Annotated in this window: 17 protein-coding genes; 11 read left to right on the plus strand and 6 right to left on the minus strand. The window is 66.2% G+C overall.

Annotation, left to right across the window (positions count from 1 at the left end; genetic code table 11):
* Positions 1-105: 105 nt before the first annotated feature.
* The 4 genes from AC07V5_RS17930 to AC07V5_RS17945 form a co-directional block, all read right to left on the minus strand.
* Entirely contained in the window at positions 106-1,044 is a 939-nt protein-coding gene (locus tag AC07V5_RS17930; protein ID WP_495117032.1) for a branched-chain amino acid transaminase, read from the minus strand.
* A gap of 119 nt (positions 1,045-1,163) precedes the next feature.
* Positions 1,164-2,300 carry an acyl-CoA dehydrogenase family protein gene (locus tag AC07V5_RS17935; protein ID WP_495117033.1) on the minus strand — a complete coding sequence of 379 codons (1,137 nt, stop codon included), beginning with the start codon at positions 2,298-2,300 and terminating at the stop codon, positions 1,164-1,166.
* Between the two features lie 7 nt (positions 2,301-2,307).
* Entirely contained in the window at positions 2,308-3,531 is a 1,224-nt protein-coding gene (locus AC07V5_RS17940) for an acetyl-CoA C-acyltransferase (RefSeq protein WP_495117034.1), read from the minus strand.
* Positions 3,532-3,559: 28 nt separating this feature from the next.
* Complete coding sequence (locus AC07V5_RS17945) at positions 3,560-7,066, minus strand: indolepyruvate ferredoxin oxidoreductase family protein (protein WP_495117035.1); 3,507 nt, start codon at positions 7,064-7,066, stop codon at positions 3,560-3,562.
* A gap of 149 nt (positions 7,067-7,215) precedes the next feature.
* Between AC07V5_RS17945 and AC07V5_RS17950 the strand changes: the two genes are divergently transcribed.
* Positions 7,216-7,677 carry an Lrp/AsnC family transcriptional regulator gene (locus tag AC07V5_RS17950; RefSeq protein WP_495117036.1) on the plus strand — a complete coding sequence of 154 codons (462 nt, stop codon included), beginning with the start codon at positions 7,216-7,218 and terminating at the stop codon, positions 7,675-7,677.
* Positions 7,678-7,981: 304 nt separating this feature from the next.
* On the opposite strand, the gene AC07V5_RS17955 is transcribed toward AC07V5_RS17950, so the two are convergent.
* Both AC07V5_RS17955 and AC07V5_RS17960 read right to left on the minus strand, forming a co-directional pair.
* Entirely contained in the window at positions 7,982-8,380 is a 399-nt protein-coding gene (locus AC07V5_RS17955; RefSeq protein ID WP_495117037.1) for a methyl-accepting chemotaxis protein, read from the minus strand.
* Between the two features lie 34 nt (positions 8,381-8,414).
* A complete protein-coding gene (locus tag AC07V5_RS17960) occupies positions 8,415-9,419 on the minus strand; it encodes an AraC family transcriptional regulator (protein WP_495117038.1) in 1,005 nt (334 codons plus the stop codon).
* Positions 9,420-9,824: 405 nt separating this feature from the next.
* Here AC07V5_RS17960 and AC07V5_RS17965 point away from each other — a divergent pair, with 405 nt between their 5' ends.
* The 10 genes from AC07V5_RS17965 to AC07V5_RS18010 all read left to right on the plus strand — a co-directional run.
* Positions 9,825-12,104 carry a TonB-dependent receptor gene (locus AC07V5_RS17965; RefSeq protein ID WP_495117039.1) on the plus strand — a complete coding sequence of 760 codons (2,280 nt, stop codon included), beginning with the start codon at positions 9,825-9,827 and terminating at the stop codon, positions 12,102-12,104.
* A gap of 98 nt (positions 12,105-12,202) precedes the next feature.
* On the plus strand, positions 12,203-13,762 hold the full coding sequence (locus tag AC07V5_RS17970) for a long-chain-fatty-acid--CoA ligase (RefSeq protein ID WP_495117040.1): 1,560 nt from the start codon (positions 12,203-12,205) through the stop codon (positions 13,760-13,762).
* Positions 13,763-13,802: 40 nt separating this feature from the next.
* Positions 13,803-14,999, plus strand: coding sequence for a lipid-transfer protein (locus AC07V5_RS17975; protein WP_495117041.1), 1,197 nt, complete (start codon positions 13,803-13,805; stop codon positions 14,997-14,999).
* Entirely contained in the window at positions 14,996-15,436 is a 441-nt protein-coding gene (locus AC07V5_RS17980) for a MaoC family dehydratase N-terminal domain-containing protein (protein WP_495117042.1), read from the plus strand. Before AC07V5_RS17975 ends, AC07V5_RS17980 begins: the two co-directional genes overlap by 4 nt.
* Positions 15,437-15,441: 5 nt before the next feature.
* Positions 15,442-15,885 carry a MaoC family dehydratase gene (locus AC07V5_RS17985; protein WP_495117043.1) on the plus strand — a complete coding sequence of 148 codons (444 nt, stop codon included), beginning with the start codon at positions 15,442-15,444 and terminating at the stop codon, positions 15,883-15,885.
* Positions 15,882-16,712 (plus strand): SDR family NAD(P)-dependent oxidoreductase, encoded by an 831-nt coding sequence (locus tag AC07V5_RS17990; protein WP_495117044.1) that lies wholly within the window; start codon positions 15,882-15,884, stop codon positions 16,710-16,712. The genes AC07V5_RS17985 and AC07V5_RS17990 overlap by 4 nt, the downstream gene beginning before the upstream one ends.
* Before the next feature lie 3 nt (positions 16,713-16,715).
* On the plus strand, positions 16,716-17,879 hold the full coding sequence (locus tag AC07V5_RS17995; RefSeq protein ID WP_495117045.1) for an acyl-CoA dehydrogenase family protein: 1,164 nt from the start codon (positions 16,716-16,718) through the stop codon (positions 17,877-17,879).
* Between the two features lie 34 nt (positions 17,880-17,913).
* Positions 17,914-18,651 carry an alpha/beta fold hydrolase gene (locus tag AC07V5_RS18000; RefSeq protein WP_495117046.1) on the plus strand — a complete coding sequence of 246 codons (738 nt, stop codon included), beginning with the start codon at positions 17,914-17,916 and terminating at the stop codon, positions 18,649-18,651.
* 121 nt (positions 18,652-18,772) lie between these two features.
* Complete coding sequence (locus tag AC07V5_RS18005) at positions 18,773-20,269, plus strand: carboxylesterase/lipase family protein (protein WP_495117047.1); 1,497 nt, start codon at positions 18,773-18,775, stop codon at positions 20,267-20,269.
* On the plus strand, positions 20,266-21,260 hold a 995-nt coding region (locus AC07V5_RS18010), incomplete at its 3' end, for an MFS transporter (RefSeq protein ID WP_495117048.1). The genes AC07V5_RS18005 and AC07V5_RS18010, both read left to right, overlap by 4 nt.

Raw genomic sequence — 21,260 nt, forward strand, 5'->3', positions numbered from 1 at the left:
TAGCCGCAGGCCCTGCGAGGCGCACCGGCCCACGCCATGCGCGAATGGCGGCTGCGCGATGCAGGGGCCGCACGGGGCCGCAGTGAGGCCTCGTGCGCTAGTTCGTCAAACCGAGGTCAGCCACCCGGCGTACTTGGGGTTGCGGCCGTTGACGATGTCGAAGAAGGCCGATTGGATCTTCTCGGTTATGGGGCCGCGTGTTCCGGCATATTCGCCGGCGCCGATCTCGATGCGGTCCAGCTCGCGGATGGGCGTCACTTCGGCGGCGGTGCCGGTGAAGAAGGCCTCGTCGCAGATGTAGACCTCGTCGCGGGTGATGCGCTTCTCGACCAGCTTCAGGCCCAGGTCCTGGCAGATCGAGAAGATGGTGTTGCGCGTGATGCCGTTCAGCGCGCCGGCCGACAGGTCGGGCGTGTAGACCACGCCGCCCTTGATGACGAAGAGGTTCTCGCCTGCGCCCTCAGACACGAAGCCCGAGGCGTCCAGCAGCAGCGCCTCGTCGTAGCCGTCGTCGGTGGCTTCCATGTTGGCCAGGATGGAGTTGGTGTAGTTGGACACCGTCTTGGCCTGCGTCATCGTGATGTTGACATGGTGGCGGGTGTAGGAGCTGGTCTTCACGCGGATGCCGCGCTTCAGGCCGTCCTCGCCGAGGTAGGCGCCCCAGCTCCACGCGGCCACCATCAGGTGCACCTGGTTGCCCTTGGGGCTGACGCCCAGCTTCTCGGAGCCGATCCAGATCAGCGGGCGGATGTAGGCGCTCTTCAGGCCGTTGGCCTTGACGACGGCGCGCTGGGCCTCGTTGACCTGTTCCTGCGAGAACGGGATCTTCATGCGCAGGATCTTGCCGCTGTTGAACAGGCGCTGCGTGTGCTCCTGCAGCCGGAAGATGGCCGTGCCGTTGACCGTGTCATAGGCGCGCACGCCTTCGAAGGCGCCGCAGCCGTAGTGCAGGGTGTGGGTCAGCACGTGGATCTTGGCGTCGCGCCAGTCGACGAGTTCGCCGTCCATCCAGATCTTGCCGTCGCGGTCACTGATTGCAGACACTGTTTTCTTCCTTGAGATGGGGAGGGGCGCTTGGTCTGCCTGTCTCCCTGTTGCAGGCGAACGCCGCTGCAGCGCGGCGTGCGAGTCGATGAGGCCGCCTTGGCAGCGTTGCTTGTCGTTCAGGAGCCGGCGCGCAAGGTCCTGGCAATCACCATGCGCTGGATGTCGCTGGTGCCCTCGTAGATCTGGCAGACCCGCACGTCCCGGTAGATGCGCTCCACGGGGAAGTCCGCCAGATAGCCATAACCCCCATGGATCTGGATGGCGTCCGTGCAAACCTGCTCCGCCATCTCCGACGCGAACAGCTTGGCCATGGACGCCGACATCAGGCAGGGATGACCGGCATCCTTGAGCGACGCGGCATGCCACACGAGCTGACGCGCAGCTTCCAGCTGCGTGGCCATGTCGGCGAGCCGGAAGGCGATCGCCTGATGCTCGATGATCGGTTGCCCGAAGGTCTCGCGTTCACGCGCATAACGCAGGGCGGCCTCGAGCGCCGCGCGCGCCATGCCGACACTCTGCGCCGCGATGCCGATGCGCCCACCCTCCAGGTTGGACAGCGCGATGCGGTATCCATCCCCGGGCTGGCCCACCAGGGCTTCCGGGCCGACGCGGCATTCGTGCAAGACGACCTGTGCGGTGTCCGAGGCATGCTGGCCCAACTTCTCCTCCACGCGACTCGCGTCGTAACCCGCCGTGGCCGTCGGAACCAGGAAGCACGACAGCCCCTTCTTGCCGGCGGTCTTGTCGGTCACCGCGATGACGATGGCTACGTCGGCGTGCTTGCCTGTGGTGATGAACTGCTTGACGCCCGAGATCACCCACTTGTCCCCATCACGCACGGCGCTCGTCCTCAACTGCGCCGCGTCCGAGCCCGCCTGCGGCTCGGTCAGGCAGAAGCAGCCCAGCGCTTCCCCGCGGGCCAGGGGCACCAGCCAGCGCCTCTTCTGGCTCTCGTCGCCATAGCGGTTCAGGATGCCGCAGGGCAGTGAGTTCTGCACGCTGACGATGGTGGAGATCGCACCGTCGGCGGCGGCGATCTCCTCCAGTGCAAGGGCCAGGGCGCGGTAGTCCATGCCGGCGCCGCCCCAGTCCTGCGGTACGGTGATGCCCAGCGCGCCCAGTTCGCCGAGCTCCCGCAAGGCCTCCCTGGGGAACCTGTGGTCCCGGTCGCGCGCCGCTGCGTGAGGGGCCAGGCGTTCCTGGGCGAAGCTGCGCATGCTGTCGCGGATCAATTGGTGCTCTTCACTGAACATGGGGTCCTCAACACATTTCGATGGCCACGGCAGTGGCTTCGCCGCCGCCGATGCACAGGGTCGCGACTCCGCGCTTGAGCCGGCGCAACCGTAGCGCACCGATCAGGCTGACCAGGATTCGCGCGCCCGTCGCCCCGATCGGGTGACCCAGGGCACAGGCGCCGCCGTGGACGTTGACGCGGTCGGGCTCGAGCCTGAGTTCCCGCATCGCGGCCATGGTCACGACGGCAAACGCTTCGTTGATCTCCCACAGGTCGACCTCATCGATCTCCCAGCCCACCCGTGACAGCAGCGCGCGCACCGCGCCAGCCGGGGCGGTCGTGAACCAGCCCGGCTCCTGCGCATGCGTGGCATGGCCACGCAGCAGCGCCAGCGGCGCGATGCCCTGGCGGTCTGCGATGGACATGCGTGTGAGCGCGAGGGCCGCGGCACCGTCTGCGATGGAGCTGGCGTTCGCCGCCGTCACCGTGCCCTGCGGACCGAAGGCGGGCCTGAGCGAGGCGATCCTGTTCAGGTCCAGCTTGGGCGGCTGCTCGTCCTCAAGCATGGCCTGCACGCCCGCGCGTGCGGGCACGTCGACGGGCACGAGTTCCCAGTCGAAGTAGCCCGAGCGCTGGGCATCCCGTGCCAGCAGGGTGGAGCGTGCCGCGAACTCGTCCTGCGATTCGCGCGAGATCGCGTGCTGGCGCGCGCAGTCGTCGGCGAAGCTGCCCATCAGCCGGCCCTGGGATTGCTCGCCATAGCGGTCCTCCAGGCCATCGAAGAACATGTGGTCCGTGAGCGCGCCGTGCCCCAGCCGGTAGCCGCCACGGGCCTTGGGCAGCAGATAGGGCGCATTGCTCATCGACTCCATGCCGCCTGCGACCATCACGTCGGCCGAGCCCGCGCGCAGCAGATCACTCGCCAGCATGACGGCCTTCATGCCCGAACCGCAGACCTTGCTCACCGTGGTGCAGCCCGCGGCGACAGGCAGGCCCGCCAGCAGTGACGCCTGGCGCGCCGGTGCCTGGCCAACGCCTGCCGGCAGCACGCAGCCCATCAGGACCTCCTGCACCTGCTCGGCCGCAAGTCCCGAGCGTTCGACCGCCGCCTGGATGGCGACCGCGCCCAGTTGCGGCGCGGTCATGCCGGCCAGTCGTCCCTGAAAACCGCCCAGCGGCGTTCGTGCGGCGGACAGGATGACGACCGGGTCGTCCGGATTGCGGGCAAGGTCGCGTGCTGCGTTCTGCATGGGCTGGGCTCCAGGGGAGGCGTGAAGTTCAGGCTGCCTCGCGCAATGCGCGGGCGACGGGTGCCGAGGGCTGTCCACGCAGGGCCTGCGTCAGGGCGGCGCGTTGGCCGGCATGTGCGGCCATGGCGGCGGCCTTCACGGGGCCGAAGCCGCGTATCTCCTGGGGCAGCTGCGCCAGTGCCACGGCTTGGGGGTGCGTCGCGGCCGACAGGTTTTCGGTCAGCCAGGCGACGTCTGCGAAGAAGTCGCGGATCAGCTGGCGCTCCGCGCGCCGCTCGGCCGTGTAGCCGAACACGTCGGCCGAGGTGCCGCGCAGGCTGCGAAGCCCCGCCAGCCAGCCCATCGCCCGCAGCACCCACGGCCCGAACTTGCGCTTCTTCGGCCGTCCGGTGGCCGGGTCGATGCGGGACAGCAGGGGCGGCGCGAGCCAGACCGATACCCGGCCCCACTCGGAGAACTGCGCGGCGAGCGCCGCCTTGAAGTCCTCGCCCGCGTAGAGGCGGGCCACCTCGTACTCATCCTTGTAGGCCATCAGCCGGTAGGCGCTGACAGCCACGGCTGTCGCGAAGGACTGCTGGCCAGGCATTGCCCGGCGCTCCGCAGCCTGAGCCTGGGTCACCAGATCACGGTAGCGGCGGGCATAGGCGGCGTTCTGATAGGCCGTCAGATCCTGCACGTGGCGCTTCACCAGTTGATCGAGGGTGTCGGGCAAAGCGGGCGAGGCCGGTGCGCCGCCGAGGGCCTCCAGCGCGTCCGGCTTTGTCGCGAGGATGCGGCCCCAGGTGAACGCCCGGCGGTTGAGCTCGACCGCGGCGCCATTGAGTTCGATGGCGCGCTCGATGGACTCGCTCGACAGTGGCACCAGCCCCTGCTGCCAGGCATAGCCGAGCATCAGCGTGTGGGTGGCCACGGTGTCGCCGAACAGCTGGACCGCGGTCGCGCTGGCCTCGAAGGCGTGGAAGTCGTCCACGCGGCAGCGGGACTGGACCCGCTTGCGCATCAGTGGCGTGGGCAGGGTGGCGTCGCGCTGGCGCATGCCTTCGCCTGTCGGGGACTCACCGAGGTTCACCACTGCGGCGGCGCGGTTGGCCGACAGCTTGGCCAGCGTGTCAAGCGTGGCTGAGACGACCAGGTCTGCACCGAGCAACAGGTCCACCGCACCCTGGCCGATGCGCGACGCGTGGATGTCCTGCGGCGAGGCCGCGATGCGCACCTGGCTCACGACGGCCCCGTTCTTCTGCGCCAGCCCGGTGAAGTCCAGCACGGTCGCGCCACGCCCTTCCAGGTGGGCCGCGGCGCCGAGCAGGGCGCCCATGGTCAGCACGCCCGTGCCACCTATGCCCGTGACGATGATGTTGAACGGCCCGTTGATCCCAGGCAGCCGTGGCGGCGCGAGCGCGGCGGCAAGCTCGGCTTCGAGCTGCTTCACGCGCTGGCCGTCGGGCTTGCGCACGCGCGCCCCCTCGATCTCCACGAAGCTGGGGCAGAAGCCTTTCACGCAGGAGAAGTCCTTGTTGCAGGCGCTCTGGTTGACCTGGCGCTTGCGGCCGAAGGGCGTTGCCAGGGGCTCCACCGCGATGCAGTTGGACTGGACGGTGCAGTCCCCGCATCCTTCGCAGACGCGGGGGGTGATGAACAGGCGCCGGTCGGGGTCGGGCATGTCGCCGCGCTTGCGCCGACGGCGCTTCTCGGCGGCACAGGTCTGCTCGTAGACGATGGCGGTCACGCCCGGCACGGCGCGCAGGGTGCGCTGCACGGCGTCCAAGTCGCCGCGGTCGTGGACGGTGACGCCGTCGGCCAGGTCGGTGGCTGCGCGCCAGCGACCGGGGTCGTCGGACACGAGCGCGATGCGGGCCACCCCTTCGGCGTGCAACTGCCGCGTGATGCGGGCCGGGTCGATGACGCCCTCGGCCGCCTGGCCGCCGGTCATGGCCACCGCGTCGTTGTAGAGGATCTTGTAGGTGATGTTGGTCCCCGCCGCCACCGCGGCGCGGATCGCCAGCAGGCCCGAGTGCTGGTAGGTGCCGTCCCCGAGGTTCTGGAAGATGTGCGGGGTCTCGGAGAAAGGCGCTGCGCCTATCCACTGGGCCCCCTCGCCACCCATCTGGGAGAACGTCTGCGTCTTCAGCCAGGGCTGCGACAGCGCCATCACGTGGCAGCCGATGCCGCCGCCGCTGATCGAGCCGGTGGGCGTGTGGGTGGACGTGTTGTGGGGACAGCCCGAGCAGAAGTAGGGCGCGCGTATTGGAATGGCGCCAGCCGGCAGCGGCGGCTGCTCGCGCTGCAGGGCTGCCAGGCGCTCGACGAACTGCCTGGCCTCGATCCCGAGCGCGGCCATCCGGGTCACCAGCGTCTTCGCCAGCAGCGCGGCACTGAACTCGGACACCTCCGGCAGCAAGGTCATGCCACGTTCGTCTGACTTCCCCGTGACGCGCGGTCGGCGTCCCGCGGGTTGATGGAAGAGGGCATCCTTGAGCTGGGCCTCGACGACCGAGCGCTTCTCCTCGACCACGAGGATTTCCTCATGACCGTCGGCGAAGGCCATGGCCCCTTCGGTCTCCAGCGGCCAGCTCATCGCGACCTTGTAGACGGAGACGCCCAGTTGCTGCATCGCCGCGGGCGACAGGCCGAGATCCTCGGCCGCCTGCATGAAGTCCTGGTGGGCCTTGCCGACGGTGATGACGCCCAGGCGCCGGCGCGGCGCATCCACCACGATGCGATCCAGCCGATTGGCCCTGGCCCAGGCACGGGCGGCAGGCAGGCGGTACTGGATCAGGCGCCGCTCCAGTTCGGCGCGCTGCGCCGGCCAGGCGATGTCCGGATCCCAGTTGAGGCCGTGTGGCGGTACCTCGAAGTCCTCGGGCATCACGAAGCTGGGCAGCGGGCCGAGGTCGAAGGATGCTGCCGTCTCGACAACCTCGGCGATCGTCTTCAGGCCGACCCAGAGTCCCGTGAAGCGGGACATCGCCAGCCCGGCCAGGCCCAGTTCGAGGATCTCGCGCACATGGCCAGGCTGGAGCACGGGAATGGAGCTCGACTGCAGGATGCCGTCCGTCTGGTGCGGATACATCGACGATTGGGCGGAGTGGTCGTCACCGGACACCGCGAGCACGCCGCCGAGCCTGGACGTGCCGAGCACATTGGCGGTGCGCAGCGCGTCGGCGCTGCGGTCCACGCCCGGCCCCTTGCCGTACCAGATGCCGAAGACGCCATCCACCCTCGTGGATCCGAAAGCGCGGTGCATCTGCGCGCCCCACAGCGCCGTGGCCGCGAGGTCCTCGTTCAGTCCGGGCTGGAAGACGATGTCATGGGCTGCCAGCTGCTTGGCGGCTTTCCAGAGCTGCTGGTCATAGGCGCCAAGCGGCGACCCGCGATAGCCGGAGACCAGCCCCGCGGTCTTCAGGCCCTGGGCCCTGTCCAGCTGGCGCTGCAGCATCGGCAGGCGCACCAGCGCTTCGATCCCCGTCAGCAGGGTGCGCCCCTCGGTGCGGTTGTACTTGGCGTCGGCGGTGAAGGAAAGGTCTATGGCACCCATCGGTATCTCTGGCGCGCCCGGCATGGGCAATGGCGCAGAAGTTTCGCTTCACGGACAGAGACATTGGCACCAAAATGAGCCTACGAAATCCACACGGAAAGGTCCGTGTGAATCAATGAATGATCAATGGATAGTTCAATTGAACCAAGATGAATGATCTCGATACCTTCGACCTCAAGCTGCTGCGTGAGCTGGCGATCGACGGCCGGCTCAGCGGCCGGGAACTCGCCGACCGCATCGGCCTGTCGCTCACGCCGACGCTGCGCCGCGTGCGCCGCCTGGAGCAGCAGCAGTACATCAAGGGATATGTCGCGCAGTTGGATGAACAGCGCTTGGCCGGCACGATCAGCGTGTTCGTGTCCGTGACGCTGGAGAAGCAGTCCGAGGCGGCGATCACCAAGTTCGAGCGTGCCATTTCCCAGGTGCCGGAGGTGATGAGCTGCTTCCTGATGACTGGCGATGCTGACTACAACCTGCGCGTCGTGGTTCCCAACCTTGACGCGTACCACGAGTTCCTAACGCGTACGCTGACTCGTATTCCCGGTGTCGAGCACATCAAGTCGAGCTTTGCGCTCAAGACGGTGTTGATGCGATCGGCGCCGCTGGTCTAAGGCATGACATGCTGGCGCACAAGTTCATCTTCCCTCCGCAGACCGTACTCCCTCGCCACCCCATTTGACAGGGTCAGGGCGGCGCGTGCAGCGCGACCCAAGTCGACTGAATAGCGCTTGATGGGCACCGGCAGACTGTCAGGTCCAACGCGCATGGGTTTGAGCTCGGCTTCCCCAAGAGAGCGAGTTCTTGGGATGTCAGCTTGATGTAGACGGAATGTCCGTTGATCTGGGGCCGATCGTCAGCGCCGCTGCTCTCGCCAGTGTTTTTCCATTTGGCGATGCGGCCATTCCAACAGCCAGCTCAGGGTTGCACAGGGTGCCGAGAGAAGCCTTCGATTTGGAACGACGCAACGAGTGAAGCCATGCGCTCGGATTGATCCTTCAGCGACATGGCGGCCGCGGCGGACTGTTCGACCAGCGCTGCGTTCTGCTGCGTCATCGCATCCAACTGCGCGACGGACTCGTTCACGCCTCCGATGCCGTTGCTCTGCTCCGACGCTGAAGCCCGAATCTCGCCCATGATGTTGGTCACGCTTTGGACGCTCGCCTCGAGCTCGATCATGGTGCTGCCCGCGGAATGAACGAAGCGCGAACCGGCGTCGACCTTGTCTACGGAGGCGCCGATCAGAGTCTTGATTTCCTTCGCCGCATCCGCCGAACGCTGCGCAAGAGCGCCCTCAGCACCATCCTCTCGCCGCATCCTGCTTTGCCGAAATGTGACTCAAGTCTGGCCTTTACGGCTTGCCTTGACGGTAGACGCCCGGCGCGCTACCCGTCCAATGCTTGAAAGCGCGTTGGAAGGCGGCGCTGTCGGCAAAGCCGAGTTCGTCGGCGAGAGTTGCCAGCGCGACCTTGCTGGTGTTGAGCCGGGTGATCGCGAGATCGCGACGGAGCTCGTCCTTGATGAACTGGAAGGTCGTCCGCTCGGCCGACAAGCGTCGCTGGAGAGTGGAGCTCGACATCGCGAGGTTGCTGGCGACGCTGCCCAGATCACCCCAGTGGGGAAGCATTCGCTGGAGTTGGTTTCGCACCGCCTGAGTCACACCGCCATCGCGACGTGGCACGATGACATTCGCAGGTGAAGCCGCCAGAAATTGACGCAGCGCCTGACCGTCTCGACGCACTGGCTTTGACAGGCTGTCCGCGGCAAACCAGACGGTAGAACGCGAGCTCGCGAAGCGCAGCGGCGCAGGGAAGATCTTCGCGTAGCCGTGGACGTAGTCAGGCTGCTGGAACGGGAACTCGAATGCCGTTGCGGGTAGGCGCTCGTCGACGAGCCAGGCCACCAGGCGCCAACTGACCCGCAGGATCAGCTCATGCAGGAACTCGGGGTGGGGCGCCAGGGGTTCGCGCAAGCGCAGCTCGATGCCCGCCTCGTTGCCTCTGCGGACGAGTTTCAACGTCAGGTCGTCCTGCATCAGTGAGAGGGCGCGTGCCATCCGTTTGATGCCGCTTTCAACGGTCGGCGCCGATATGCCCTCCTGGGCAATCAGCGCGAAGCTGCCCCGACGCATGGGGCGCGACAGAAACGCAAGTGCTTCATCGTTGCGCCGCCTGATCAACGATCGGAAAAGTCCGATGTACTGCTCGGAGGTCACTCGTGCATTGGCGCGATCCATCAGTTCCGGCGCAATGCCCGCGCGGTTCAGATGTTCCTCGACGGGCTCGCCACGCGCACGGATGCCGGACAGCATTCCATGCACAAGCGCAATCTCTATCGTGGCGACCGGGGCGAGCATGGGAATGAACAGGTTGCGGCTTTATGACATCACGCTGCCGCGTTCGGCCATGTCTCCTTCGGATGTCGTTTTTTACTATACGGCCACTGCCTGGGCACATGGCAGACACACAACGACAGAGGCAAGAACATGGACACCCTTCCGACGCGGCGCTCGCCGTCCGCGCATGACGTTGAAGGCGAACGACAGCGGATGGTTCGCATAGGGCGGCACTGCCGATTGCGCAGGCGCCGCGACTGACGCATCGGCCAGCCAGCGCCGTTGTGCACGCAGTGCCCATGAGCCGCCGAGGCTAGCCAAACCCCAAGAAGCCGGCGCAAGCCGCAACCGTCTGCCCGTGGTTTGCCGCGGGCAAGTGGCTCGGTGCGCCCGTCGCACCTGGCGCCCATCCCTACCGAAGAACTCATGCACACCCCAGCCCCCTCACGGTTTGATCGAACCGCCGTCGCCGTTACGACCTCCCTGCTGTGCTCGCTCATGCAGTCGGTGCATGCCCAGAGCGTCGAGCCGGCAGCGACCGCTGCGTCATCGAGAACCCCGGCCGAGACCAATGTGCTCGAAAGGATCGTGGTGACCGCCAACAAGCGGGAACAGGCCGCGATCGACGTCGCGGCTTCCATTTCATCGATCCGTGGGGAGCGCCTCGCCCTGGCCGGCGCCGCGCGACTCGAAGACTTCGCCGCGCAGGTCCCCGGCCTGTCCGTCATCTCGGTCACCCGGGGTCAGTCTGCGGTGGTGTTGCGAGGCATCAGCACCGGCGCGAACCAGTCGACACCCACCACCGCCCAATACATCGACGAGGCGCCGATCGGATCGGTCAATGCGTTCGCGTCGGGCAGCGTGCTGACGCCCGATCTTGATCCGGCTGAACTGCAACGCATCGAAGTGCTGAAGGGCCCACAGGGAACGCTGTATGGCGCCGGCGCAGTGGGCGGATTGGTCCGGTACGTGACTGCACCCGCCAACACGGGTTCCTTCTCAGGCGTCGTCACGCTTGGAATGAACAGCATCGCAGGAGGAAGCTCAGGCTCGAACGAGCGCGTTGCCTTGAACCTGCCGCTGGAGAAGGACGTTCTGGGTCTGCGCTTCAGCGCATTCAATCGAGTCGAAGGGGGGTACATCGACAACCCCGCGAATGGCGCGCAGGATGTGAATCGCGCGACAACGCGCGGCGGGCGGATCGCGATGGATTGGAAGGTCGCTCCTCAATGGCTGGTGCGGGGCTGGGTCCTCTCCCAGAAGTTCAAGGCCAAAGGCTATGGGAACGAGGACGCCGTCGCGCCCGACCTCGTGCCCCTGTCGGGCGACCTGCAGCGATCGACGTGGATAGATGAACCGCAGGAGTCGTCGCTCGACGTTTCAAACGTCACGGTCAAGGGAAGGGTGGGTAATTTCGAGCTGGTCTCGGCGACGACCTGGCAGGACTCCCGAATGCACTTCAAGCAGGACGTGAGCCGCCCGAACACAGCCCTGCTGCAGCTGATCTTCGGCCTGCCTGGCCTCGGGGCCCAAAGCGACGTGGACATCCGTACCCGTCGCATATCCCAGGAACTGCGGGCCCGTTCGAGCGCCTTCGAGGAAAGGCTGGAGTACGACGCGGGCTTGTTCTGGACCGATGAAAAGAGTTCGAACGCCATTGGCGCTGACAGCCCCTTCTTCATGGCCACAGGGCAGGTGCTGCCGACGCCGAAGCTGGCGGACGCGCTCACCAAATCCAAATACCGGGAACTGTCGGCCTTCGGCAATGTGACGCTGGCCGTCACGCCGGATGTGGACTTGATGGCTGGCCTGCGGCTGTCCACGGACCGGCAGCACTATGACCAGAACTACGCGCCGACCATCGCGTCGCCCCTCGCTTCGGTCGTGATCCAGGATGTGGCGCAGCGCCATTCGACTTGGATGCTCGGCGCGCGGTACAAGCCGTTCGTCGACACGGCGCTCTATGCCCGAGCCGCTTCGGCCTACAGACCCGGTGGGCCCAGCACGCTGCCTGCTGGGCTGGTGCCGGACGGCAAGCCATCCTTCGACGCGGACAAGCTGGTCAGCTACGAAGTCGGCTTCAAGTCCTACTTTCTCGGCGGCAAGGCGTCGATCGAAAGCGCACTGTTCTTCACCGACTGGCAGAAGCTGCAGATCCTGACGACCGCGCCGAGTTCGACGATTTCGTACGCGTATTTCGTCAACGGCGGCACGGCACGGAGTCAGGGCGCTGAGTTGTCGCTCATCTACACACCCGCTGCCGGGCTGACGCTGCGGGCCAACGGCGCCTACACCGACGCACGGCTGACGTCCGACGCGCCCGCCGCCGGTGGCGTCAATGGCGACAGCATGCCGTTCACTCCCAAGTGGAGCGGCTCGGTCGGGGGGCAATATGACTTCGTGATCGCTTCGCGCAAGGCGTGGGCCGGGATCTCGGTGAACTACATGGGCACGCGTCGCTCGGACTTCAGCCTCAGAAAGGCGGTGGAAGTGCCCGCCTACACGACCTGGAATTTCAACGCAGGCGTGGACATCGACAGCCTTCGCCTCTCGGCCTACGTGCGCAACTTGTCAAACAAGCGCGGGCTCAACCATGCCGCCCCAGGGGGCGACCAGGTGACCGGGCTGAACCCGTCGGGCAATCCCTTCGTCGCCGGTGTCATTCAGCCGCGCACCGTCGGCATCGACATGGCCTATCGCTTCTGAGCTGCTCACCAACCGCATCCACGCCGCAGCGCTCAAGCTGACAAGCATTCCAAGCACGCCAGGCGCTTCGCCATGGCGCCTGACTGAGACGCACCATCATGTACATCACCCAGGCCTTGCACCGCGCGCTGCAGCAGCATCCGGATCGGATCGCCGTCCGCTTCGGTGAGCGACAACGGACCTTCCGAGAGTTTGCAGATCGCGTCGCCCGTCTCGCCAGCGCACTGCGGTCCCTCGGCATGCAACGCGGCGATCGCGTCGCCATGCTGGCCCTGAATTCGGACCGTTACCTCGAGTACCAGATGGCCGTGCTCTGGGGCGGCGGCGTCCTCAATCCCTGCAACACGCGCTGGTCGGCGAGCGAGATCCTCTATGCGCTGGACGATTCAGGCTCCGCCATCCTGCTGGTCGATGACGCCTTCAAGGCCATGGTGCCGCACTTCCAGCAGGAGCCGGCAACCGCACGGGTGGTCATCCACTGCGGGGACGGCCATCCACCCGCGGGCATGCTGGGCTACGAGGAATTGCTGCGCAAGGCCGAGCCCATGCCTGACGCAGGCCGACGGGGTGACGACCTGGCCGGCATCTTCTACACCGGCGGCACGACCGGCTATCCGAAGGGCGTCATGCTCAGCCATACCAATATGTGCAGCTCCGCGCTGATGGTGTGCTCGGATGACTTCGGCAGCGACGCGGGAACCTATCTGCATGTCGCGCCCATGTTCCATCTGGCGGACATGGGCATTGCGCATGGCCAGTGGCTCAATGCGGTCACGCATTCCGTCCTGCCTTCGTTCGAGCCTCGGCACGTGCTGGACACGCTGGCGCGCGACCGTGTGACGAGCGTGCTGCTGGTCCCGACCATGATCCAGCGCCTCGTCGACGATCCCAGCATCGACGAGCCGAGGGACCTGAGTGCGTTGAAAACCATCGCCTACGGTGCTTCGCCGATCTCGGAGGCGCTCATCGAGCGGGCGATGGCCGTGTTTCCGCAGGCCCGTTTTGTCCAGGCCTATGGCATGACCGAGCTGTCGCCCATCGCGACGCTCAACACCGGCTACTACCACTCGGCCGAGGGCAGGGCGCTGGGAAAGCTCGCTTCGGCTGGCCGCGCGGCGCGATGCACGGAAGTGCGCATCGTCGATGGCGACGGCCGCGAAGTTCCCCGTGGCACGGTCGGCGAGGTCGTTGTCCGCGGGCCCAACGTGATGCTCGGCTACTGGAACCAACCCGAGCTGACGGCCGCGGCCATCCGCGACGGCTGGATGCACACGGGCGACGGCGCCTGGATGGACGGCGACGGGTTCATCTTCATCGTCGACCGCCTCAAGGACATGATCGTCACCGGTGGCGAGAACGTCTATTCGGGCGAAGTTGAGAACGCGCTCGGTCGCCACCCCGGCGTGGCCGCCAGCGCCGTCATCGGCATCCCGGACGAGAACTGGGGTGAGGCTGTGCACGCGGTCGTGGTGGCCAAGGGTGGGGCAGACCTGTCCGTCGAGGAACTCATCGGCCACTGCAAGTCGTTGATCGCGGCCTACAAGTGCCCGCGCACGATCACCTTCGTCGATCAATTGCCACTGTCTGGCGCCGGCAAGGTCCTCAAGTCGACCCTTCGCGAGCCGTTCTGGCGCGGCCGCAAGCGCAACGTCTCTTGAAAGAGATGTCTTCGCAACTTCGTCTTCTCGAGGAAATTCGATGAGCAATGATGTTTACGTCGTGGGGGTCGGCATGATCCCCTTCGTCAAGCCCGGCGCACATGAGCCCTATCCGTTGATGGCGGCCAAGGCGGTTCGCACGGCCCTTGCCGATGCGAGGGTCGGTTATGAGCAGGTCCAGCAGGCCTACGCCGGCTATGTCTATGGCGACTCCACGGCCGGGCAAAGAGCGCTCTACGAAGTCGGCATGACGGGCATTCCGATCATCAACGTCAACAACAACTGCGCCACAGGTTCGACTGCCCTGTACCTTGCCCGCCAGGCCGTGGCCAGCGGCGCCAGCGAATGCGTGCTCGCGCTGGGTTTCGAGCAGATGACGGCGGGACCGATCGCGGGCATCTTTGAGGATCGCCCGAGTCCCTTCCAGCGCTTCAACAGCGCCACGGACGAACTTGTGGAGTCCGAGCTACCGCTGGCGCTGCGCTATTTTGGCGGTGCCGGCGAAGCGCACATGAGGCAGTTCGGCACCCGCGTGGAGACCTTCGCCAAGATTCGCGCCAAGGCGAGCCGCCACGCCGAGCACAACCCCTTGGCCCTCTTTCGCAAGGTCGTCACTGCCGAGGAGGTGATGGCTTCCGCGGTGCTGTGGCCCGGTGTCATGACCCGCCTGATGGCTTGCCCGCCGACCTGTGGTGCCGCGGCCGCGATTCTGTGCTCGGCCGAGTTCGCCGAGCGGCACGGACTGTCGCGCGGCGTCCGGATCAAGGCCCAGTCCATGACGACGGACAGACCCTCCACCTTCGAGGCTGGCGACATGCGGGAGGTTGTCGGCTTCAGCATGGCGCGTGAAGCGGCCTCGCTCGTCTATGAAGCAGCCGGCGTGGATCCGATGGATGTGGACGTCGTTGAACTGCACGACTGCTTCGCGCATAACGAGCTGCTTTCCTACGAGGCGCTCGGCCTTTGCCCGATCGGTGGCGCCGAATCGTTTGTGGAGGGCGGGCAGAACACCTACGGCGGCCAGACGGTCACCAATCCCTCGGGGGGGCTGCTGAGCAAGGGGCATCCGCTCGGCGCGACGGGGCTGGCGCAATGCTTCGAGCTGACCCATCAACTGCGCGGGTCCGCCGGGCGCCGCCAGGTGCCGGATGCAAAGCTGGCGCTGCAGCACAACCTCGGCCTGGGTGGCGCCTGCGTCGTGACGCTGTACGAGCGCGTCGCGGGAGGCCGCGCATGATCGACAGCAAGTGGATAGGGCACGAGACGCCGGCGTCGGTGATGACGATAGAGCGGGGGCGCCTGCGCTTTTTCGCAAAGTCCATCGGTGAAACCAACGCCATGTATACCGACCTTGCCGAGGCCCGGGCTGCGGGCTTTGCGGACTTGCCGGTCCCGCCCACCTTCTTGTTCGGCATCGAACTCGAATCTGGCGCCAACGATCGCCTGCTCGGTGAACTCGGGATCCCATTGACGAATCTGCTGCATGGCGAACAGCGCTTCACCTATCACCGCACCGTCTGCGCGGGTGAGACGGTGACCGTCCAGTCCAAGGTGAGCGACGTGTACCAGAAGAAGGGCGGGGCGCTCGAGTTCGTGGTCAAGTCGTCGCGGGTCACGGACGAGGCCGGCGAGCTCGTGGCGGAGATGCAGGCGGTCCTGGTGTACCGCCACTGAAGGCCATGAAGATGCTTGATATTGCCAACGTTGGCGTCGGCCACCAGTTGCCTGCGCTGCAATTGCCCATCATCGACCGGACCGCCCTGGCGCTGTTCGCAGGTGCGTCCGGCGACCACAACCCGATTCATCTCGACCTGGACTTTGCGCGTCGCGCGGGCATGCCCGATGTCTTCGCCCAGGGGATGCTGGCGATGGCCTGGCTGGGCCGGCTGTTGACGAACTGGACCCCCCAGCAACAGCTGCGTCGGTTCGACGTGCGTTTCCAGGGCATTGCGCATCTTGGCAACGCCCTCCGATGCCATGGCCGCGTGACCGAGCGGTTTGAAGAGGGGGGCGAGACCCGGTTGCGCATCGAGCTGCACTGCGAGAACCAGTACGGCCAGACCAAGATCATCGGCGATGCCATGGTGGCGTTGCCTGGCCCTTCCAACAGAGAAACTCCATGACATCAAAACTTGAAGGCAGGGTGGCCCTGCTCACCGGCGCCGGCCGCGGCATTGGTCGATCCATTGCGCTGAAGCTCGCTGGCGAAGGCGCACGTGTCGTCGTCAACGACCTGGACGACGATCCGGCGCAGGAGACGGTGGCGCAGATCAGAAGCCTCGGCGGTCTTGCCGAGGCCTGCATCGGCAGTGTTGCAGCGCCAGATTTCGCCGACCGGTTCGTCGCCACGGCCATGGACTGCTATGGCGGGCTCGACATCCTCGTCAACAACGCCGGCTACACCTGGGACAACGTCATCCAGAAGATGACGGACGAGCAGTGGTACGCGCTGATCGACGTCCACCTGACCGCCCCGTTCCGGATCCTGCGGGCCGCGCAGCCGGTCATCCGGGCGCTGTCGCGCAAGGAGGCCGAGGCTGGCTCCGTCCGGGTGCGCAAGGTCGTCAACATCTCATCCGTTGCCGGCATGTTCGGCAACGCGGGGCAGAGCAACTACGCCACGGCCAAGGCCGGCGTGATGGGGTTGACGCAGACGCTGGCCAAGGAATGGGGCCGCATGAATGTCACCGTCAACTGCGTGGCCTACGGGCTGATCAAGACGCGGCTGACGACGAATGCCAGCGATGGCGCGATGGCACACATCGACGGCAAGGACATCAAGGTGGGCGTGAACCCCGACTTGATGGCCACGATGGAGCGCAGCATCCCGCTCGGCCGCGCGGGCTCCCCCGAGGACGCGGCAAATGCCGTCTATCTCTTCTGCATTCCGGAGTCCGACTACATCAGCGGCCAGACCCTGATGTGCAGCGGCGGTCTCACGGGGATCTGAACGATGTTTCCACAACTGCTGCGCCATTCTTGGATGGACGAACAGATCGACGCCTTCCGGGATCAGCTCCGGCGCTATATCGACGGCGAACTCGCACCGCGGCTGGATGGCTGGCGACGCCAGGGCTTCATTCCGCGCGAAGTCTGGCGGCCGTTCGCGGCGCTGGGCTTCCTGCTGCCGGAACTCGATGAGGACCACGGCGGATCAGGCGCCACGCTGGCCTACCAGCTGGTGGTCCAGGACGAACTCGCGCGGGCGGAGTTCCCGGTGAATACGGCGGTGCACACCATCGCATCGCATTACATCGTCGACTATGGGACCGAGGCGCAGAAGCGGCGCTGGTTGCCAAGGCTGGCCAGCGGAGAGCTGCTTGCCGGTATCGCGCTGACGGAGCCGGGCTGCGGCTCGGATCTGAAGGCACTGACCACCCGCATGCGGCGGGACGGCGAGCACCTCGTCATCGACGGTGCCAAGACTTTCATCACGAACGGCTTCACCGCCAATCTGCTGGTCGTCGCTGTCCGCAGTGGCGAGGCCGGCTCCCGCGGCGTGTCGCTGGTCGTGGTCGAGACGGAAGGCCTTGACGGTTTTCGCGTCGGCAGGCGGCTGGAGAAGCTGGGCCAGCACGCGTCCGACACGGCCGAGCTGTTCTTCGACAACGTTCGCGTGCCCGCCGACTGCCTGCTGGGCGAGGTTCCGGGGGAGGGGTTTCGGCAGTTGATGAGTCAGCTCCCCTACGAGCGGCTGCTGTTGGCCGTGCCCGCTGCGGCGGTGATCGAGCGCGCAGTGGAGCTCACTGTCGACTACGTGAGCCATCGCAAGGCGTTCGGCCAGGCCATCGGGGACTTTCAGAACACCCGCTTCAAGCTGGCGGAATGCGCGACGCTCGCTCACGTCGTCCGTGCCTTCCTCAATGACTGCACGCAGCGCCTGCTCGACGGCACGCTCGACGATCAGGCGGCCTACATGGCCAAGTGGTGGTGCACGGAGCAGCAGTGCAAGGTCGTGGACGAGTGCTTGCAGTTGTTCGGCGGCTACGGCTACATGGCGGAGTACCCGATCGCGCGGATGTACGTCGATTCGCGCGTGCAGAAGATCTATGGCGGCGCCAACGAGATCATGAAGGATCTGATCGCGCGTGAGCTGTTCCAAGGGCGGGCCTCGTGATGGTCTCAACAGCCGGCGATGGGGGGCCACGGCGATGAAGCTCGAGACCTGGCGTGTTGGCAGCGGGCCGAGAACGGCCGCGCTTGTGCACGGCGCATCCAAGGCCGCTGACGTGTGGCGCGATTTCGCGAGCATCCTGGTTGCCGACTACGGCTTCACGGTGATCCTCCTCGACCTGCGCGGGCACGGGCGCAGCCCTCGAGCCGACGCCTATCGCGTCGAGGATTTTGCGGGCGACCTGGTCGACAGCTTGCCGCTGGGGCTGGACCTGCTCGTTGGGCAATCTCTCGGCGGCGTCGCCGGTGCATGGGCCTGCGAGCGCCTGCGACCCACGCGCTACATCGGGCTTGACCCCGCCTACTCACTCAGCATGTCGACCTCGGTGGCCACGCACCTGTTGAGCCTGCTCGGTCCGCTCAGGCCGCGGCTTGCGGACCTGCTGGTCCGGCTTGCCGGGCGTTCCGTTGCAGCGGAGACCGCCGACGACGTGCCCGAACGTGTGCGGGCGATGTTGAAGGACTGGGATGCATCAATGATGTTGCAGCTCGTGCGCTCGGCCCGGACCCGCCCTTACCCGATTGGTCGGCCCGTCGTTCCCTCGACGCTGCTGCTGGCGCAGGACAGCGCCGTGGTGCCGGCCAGGATGGCCGAGGCGCTGCGGACCGAGGGATGGGACGTGCGCGTCAAGCCGGGCGCCGTGCACGACCTTCATCTGCAGGATCCCCGGGGCGTCATCAGGATGCTGGACGACGTCCTCCAGCTCCGCAACTGACGTTCTTCTCTCCATCTCAGGCCAGCACGGCGCAGCGCCGTGCTGTGGGCTGCTGCCGCCCGAAGTTTGCCGGCGTAGCGCATGCATCTCTTGCGAAACCCTATCTCCCAAGGATCTCCAGATGAGTCTCGTTGTTTCCACTGAATTCGGCCGGGTCGAGGGGGCTGTGGAGTGCGGGCTGAACGTGTTCAGGAACATCCCCTTCGCGGCGCCGCCCTTTGGCGCACAGCGATTCCGGCCGCCGCAGCCGCCGGAAAAGTGGAGCGGCATCCGGCCATGCATCAAACCCGGGCCGGGAGCGCCGCAGCCCGCGCTCGAGGACGGGGACGAAATCGACGCGCTCTACTTCAACGCGCAATCCACCGGTCCCGACTGCCTGACGCTGGAGATCTGGACGCCCGACTGCGGCGCCAATCGGCTGCCAGTGATGGTCTGGATCCATGGCGGCGGCTATTTGATGGGCAGTGGCTCAGCGATGGCCCACAGCGGGCGCTCTTTCGCGCGCGACGGCATCGTGCACGTGTCCATCAACTACCGGCTGGGCGTCGAAGGCTTCGTCTATCTGGGTGAAGGGACGGACAACCTGGGGCTGCGCGACCAGGTTGCTGCGCTGGAGTGGGTGCAGCGAAATATTTCATCCTTTGGCGGCGACCCGTCCAACGTCACTCTCTTCGGGCAGTCTGCCGGAGGCGTGAGCGTCATGAATCTTTTGTGCATGCCGTCTGCCCGCGGCCTGTTTGCGCGCGCCATTGCGCAGAGCGGTTCCCCCGCTGTCTCTGTGTCACCCGAGGAGGCTTCAGGTGTCACGCGGCGGCTTGCCAAGCACCTTGGCATCAAGCCGACGCTTGCGGCCTTCGAGGCGACGACGGTGCCGCAGACGGTGGCGGCGACCCTTCCGTTCGCGCTGAAGTTCGCCAATCCGCTCAGGTCCGGTGCTCAATGCTTCCAGCTGAGTCCCTATCGTGCCGTGCACGCAACGGCCTCCCTGCCCGAACCGCCGATTCGTGCCGCCGCATCGAGAGCGAACGTGCCGCTGATCATGGGCACGACCCGCAACGAGACCATTGGTTTCCTGAAGGTCCTGGGTCGCTCGGATGTCAACCCCATCGTGGGCTGGTACCTCCAGCGTCTGCTCGGCATCAACGCGTCGATCAGGGACGCCTACCGCAGCGGTCCGCGCCGCCTTGACAGCAGATTGGCCCTCATTGAAGCGGCCTGGACCGACAGGGTCTTCCGCATGCCGAGCCTGCGGCTGGCCGACGCCAGGGCCATGGCCAGCCCGTCGGTGCCGACTTGGCTGTACGAGTTCCGGTGGGAGAGCCCGGGCTTGCCGCCGGGACTGGCGTCCAACCATGCGCTCGAGATTCCCTTCGTTCGCGACGACCTCCAGGCGCTGAAGTCGCTGCCAGGCAGCGAGGCCTGGTTGGGCACGCAGCCGCCACAGAGCCTTGCCACCGCCATGCACGCGGCATGGACGCGGTTCGCGCAGACCGGGGATCCCGGCTGGCCTGCCTATGACCTGACACGGCGACAGACCATGATTTTCGATGCACTCACCGAAGTGCTGCCCGATGCGGCCGCGCCGGAGCGCCAAGCCTGGATGGAGTGCTGCCAATGACCACGACGCCAATCCACGACATGTCCCATGCGGCCCGCAACGATTCGGCGACGCCCTTCGGCCGACTGGTCACGGCGCTGATCGCCTCCTACAGCGGCGCGTTCATCACCCAGGTGGTGCCACCGGCGTTGCTGCTGGCACTCCATCTAACGAAGATCTCGGTTCAGGACGCCGCCACGACTTTCAGCTTCGTCATCGGCCTGGGTGGCTTCTTCGCGTTGCTCGCCAACCCTCTTGGAGGCCGGTTCAGCGACCGCACGACGTCCCGCTTCGGGCGCAGGCGCACCTGGATCCTGATCGGAGGCGTGGGCGGCGGCCTGTCGGTCGCGGCGCTCGCGCTCACAACGCAGGTGTGGCAGGTGGCGGTCGTCTGGTGCCTGGTTCAGATATTCATCAACTTCCAGTTCGCTGCAGGAGCGGCTGCGGTGGTCGATCAGATCCCGGCTGAGAAGAGAGGCTCCACCTCGGGCCTGATTGGCTTCATCGCAGCCTGTGCGCCTTTGCTCGGGCTGGGGGCGGTCAGCGCCGCCTCCGGCAACCTTGTCTTGCAATGGTGCATCGTCGGCGGTGCCGCTGCCTTGGGCGCGCTGGTCGGCGCCGCCCTGCTGCGCGATCCCCGACATGTTTCATCCGCTGGAGCGGGGCAAATCTCGGCCATCGAGTTGCTGAAGTCGTTCTGGCTCAACCCTCGGCAGCATCCTGCGTTCGGATGGGCTTGGCTTGTACGGTTTCTCATCACGTGCACCTTTTCCAGCGCGACGTACAACGCATTCCTGCTGATCGACAGATTCAAGTTCGCGGCTGCCGATGTCGGGCCGGTCGTCCTGCAGCTGACGCTGGTGTCGATAGCCCCAGTGGCTTTCGGATGCTTCCTGTTCGGCTATCTGTCCGACCGCCTGAAGCGGCAGAAGCCCTTCGTCATGGGAGGAGGCCTGATTTGCGCGGTGGGGCTTGTGCTGCTGGCGTTCGCGACCACGGTCCCCGCGGTCTT

This window comes from Roseateles sp. GW821-FHT02E12 (assembly GCF_059421665.1).

Bases quoted from the DNA above. Each gene is read 5' to 3' on its own strand.
- AC07V5_RS18000 (WP_495117046.1), top strand. From the start codon at position 17,914: ATGAAGCTCGAGACCTGGCGTGTTGGCAGCGGGCCGAGAACGGCCGCG.
- AC07V5_RS17980 (WP_495117042.1), top strand. From the start codon at position 14,996: ATGATCGACAGCAAGTGGATAGGGCACGAGACGCCGGCGTCGGTGATG.
- AC07V5_RS17985 (WP_495117043.1), top strand. From the start codon at position 15,442: ATGAAGATGCTTGATATTGCCAACGTTGGCGTCGGCCACCAGTTGCCT.
- AC07V5_RS17995 (WP_495117045.1), top strand. From the start codon at position 16,716: ATGTTTCCACAACTGCTGCGCCATTCTTGGATGGACGAACAGATCGAC.
- AC07V5_RS17940 (WP_495117034.1), bottom strand. From the start codon at position 3,531: ATGCAGAACGCAGCACGCGACCTTGCCCGCAATCCGGACGACCCGGTC.
- AC07V5_RS17945 (WP_495117035.1), bottom strand. From the start codon at position 7,066: ATGGGTGCCATAGACCTTTCCTTCACCGCCGACGCCAAGTACAACCGC.
- AC07V5_RS17935 (WP_495117033.1), bottom strand. From the start codon at position 2,300: ATGTTCAGTGAAGAGCACCAATTGATCCGCGACAGCATGCGCAGCTTC.
- AC07V5_RS17990 (WP_495117044.1), top strand. From the start codon at position 15,882: ATGACATCAAAACTTGAAGGCAGGGTGGCCCTGCTCACCGGCGCCGGC.
- AC07V5_RS17960 (WP_495117038.1), bottom strand. From the start codon at position 9,419: ATGCTCGCCCCGGTCGCCACGATAGAGATTGCGCTTGTGCATGGAATG.
- AC07V5_RS18005 (WP_495117047.1), top strand. From the start codon at position 18,773: ATGAGTCTCGTTGTTTCCACTGAATTCGGCCGGGTCGAGGGGGCTGTG.
- AC07V5_RS17965 (WP_495117039.1), top strand. From the start codon at position 9,825: ATGCACACCCCAGCCCCCTCACGGTTTGATCGAACCGCCGTCGCCGTT.
- AC07V5_RS17955 (WP_495117037.1), bottom strand. From the start codon at position 8,380: ATGCGGCGAGAGGATGGTGCTGAGGGCGCTCTTGCGCAGCGTTCGGCG.
- AC07V5_RS17950 (WP_495117036.1), top strand. From the start codon at position 7,216: ATGAATGATCTCGATACCTTCGACCTCAAGCTGCTGCGTGAGCTGGCG.
- AC07V5_RS17970 (WP_495117040.1), top strand. From the start codon at position 12,203: ATGTACATCACCCAGGCCTTGCACCGCGCGCTGCAGCAGCATCCGGAT.
- AC07V5_RS17975 (WP_495117041.1), top strand. From the start codon at position 13,803: ATGAGCAATGATGTTTACGTCGTGGGGGTCGGCATGATCCCCTTCGTC.